The 1598-nt window shown below is 31.4% G+C and carries 1 protein-coding gene and 1 pseudogene; both read left to right on the forward strand.

From position 1 onward, the window contains the following. A pseudogene (locus tag RR409_RS21095) lies at positions 1-299 on the forward strand (DNA topoisomerase IV subunit B); the annotation flags it as partial. Positions 300-316: 17 nt separating this feature from the next. Next, positions 317-1598: DNA gyrase subunit A (locus tag RR409_RS21100; protein ID WP_332559738.1), on the forward strand; the 1282-nt coding region annotated here is incomplete at its 3' end.

Here is a 1598-nt window from a genome sequence, read left to right on the forward strand (position 1 = left end):
CTTTATACCAAATAATAATGGGTAAGGAAGTACATTATGCGGCTGATAATGATGAATTGGATATATTTAAAAAACAGCACCCAAACAGAAAATTTGATGTTCATTATCTTAAGGGGTTAGGTGAGCTCTCACCTCAAGAACTTCTAGATACTACAATAGACAGAACAAAGAGAAGACTGAAAAAAGTAGTTATCCAAAATGATAGACTTTGTTTAGAAAAAGTTGAAGAACTTATGGGGAAAAGTGCGGACAAAAGAAAAGAATTTATCACAAAGAATGCTTACAGAGCTAATGTGTAATAGAAAGGATGATGTGTATGTTAAATGTATTTAATGTTGATTTTATAGAGGAAATGGAAAAAAGTTATTTGGATTATAGTTTAAGTGTAATAAAGGATAGAGCCATCCCAGATATAATGGGATGTAAACCTATTCACAATAGAGTTTTATATGGGGCAAGTCTACTAGGTCTTGCCAGTAATGGAGCATATAAAAAGTCAGCAAGACTAGTTGGAGAAATTATTGGTAGACTGTCTCCACATGGAGATACATCAGCATATGAAGCAATGGCAAGAATGTCTCAAGATTGGAATGTAAGATATCCTCTTATAGATATGGGAGGTAACAATGGAAGTTGTGATGGAGATTCTCCAGCCGCTATGAGATATACACTTTGTAGATTATCTAAGATTGGAGAAGAAATGCTTAAAGATTTAAAGAAAGATGCAGTAGATTGGAAACCTAACTTCTCAGAAGATGAAATGGAACCATGTTCTATGAGTGGATTTTTTCCTAATATATTAGCGAATGGAACTTCAGGAATAGCTGTAGGTTACAGTTCTAATTTTGCTCCTCACAATCTAAAAGAAACTGTATCCGCTATAAATGCTACTATTGAAAACTCTGACATAACAATAGAGGAGTTGGTTGAGAAGTATATACAAGGACCAGACTTCCCTTTGGGTGGAGAAATAATAAATAAAAAAGATGTTGTTAAAATATACAAAGAAGGCAAAGGTGGTTTCATTACAAGAGGAAGGTATAAAATTGAAGATAAAGGAAGAACAATTGTTTTCTATGACATGCCGTTTTCAGCTAAAAAATCCAATTTAATTGGAGAAATAGTTCAATGTGTTAGAGATAACAAAATAGATGGAATTTCCAACATAACTGATGAAACAACAACAAAAGAATTTAGAATAGCTATAACTCTAAAAAGAGGGTTTGATGCAGATGTAGTAGCTAATAAAATATATGCATACACAAGGATGCAACAAACAGTATCTATTAATCAAAATGTTTTATTAGATGGAGAACCTAAACAATTAAATCTAAAAGAAATAATCGACCAATATATAATTAAGTGTTTAGGTATAATTAAAAGAAAAACTAATTTCTCACTTAATAAGATATCAGATAGACTTCATTTAATTGAGGGGTTATTAGTTGCTCTTGAAGATATAGATAATGTAATTACTTTAATTAAATCTTCTTCAAATGCGAAGGATGCTATATTAACTCTTAGAACTAAATACAACCTAAGTGAAGTTCAAGCTTCTGCTATTGTTGATATGAAATTAAAAAGACTTACAGGATTGG

The organism is Clostridium sp. (assembly GCF_036642255.1).
In the GTDB taxonomy this organism is placed as follows: Bacteria; Bacillota; Clostridia; order Clostridiales; family Clostridiaceae; genus Clostridium_J.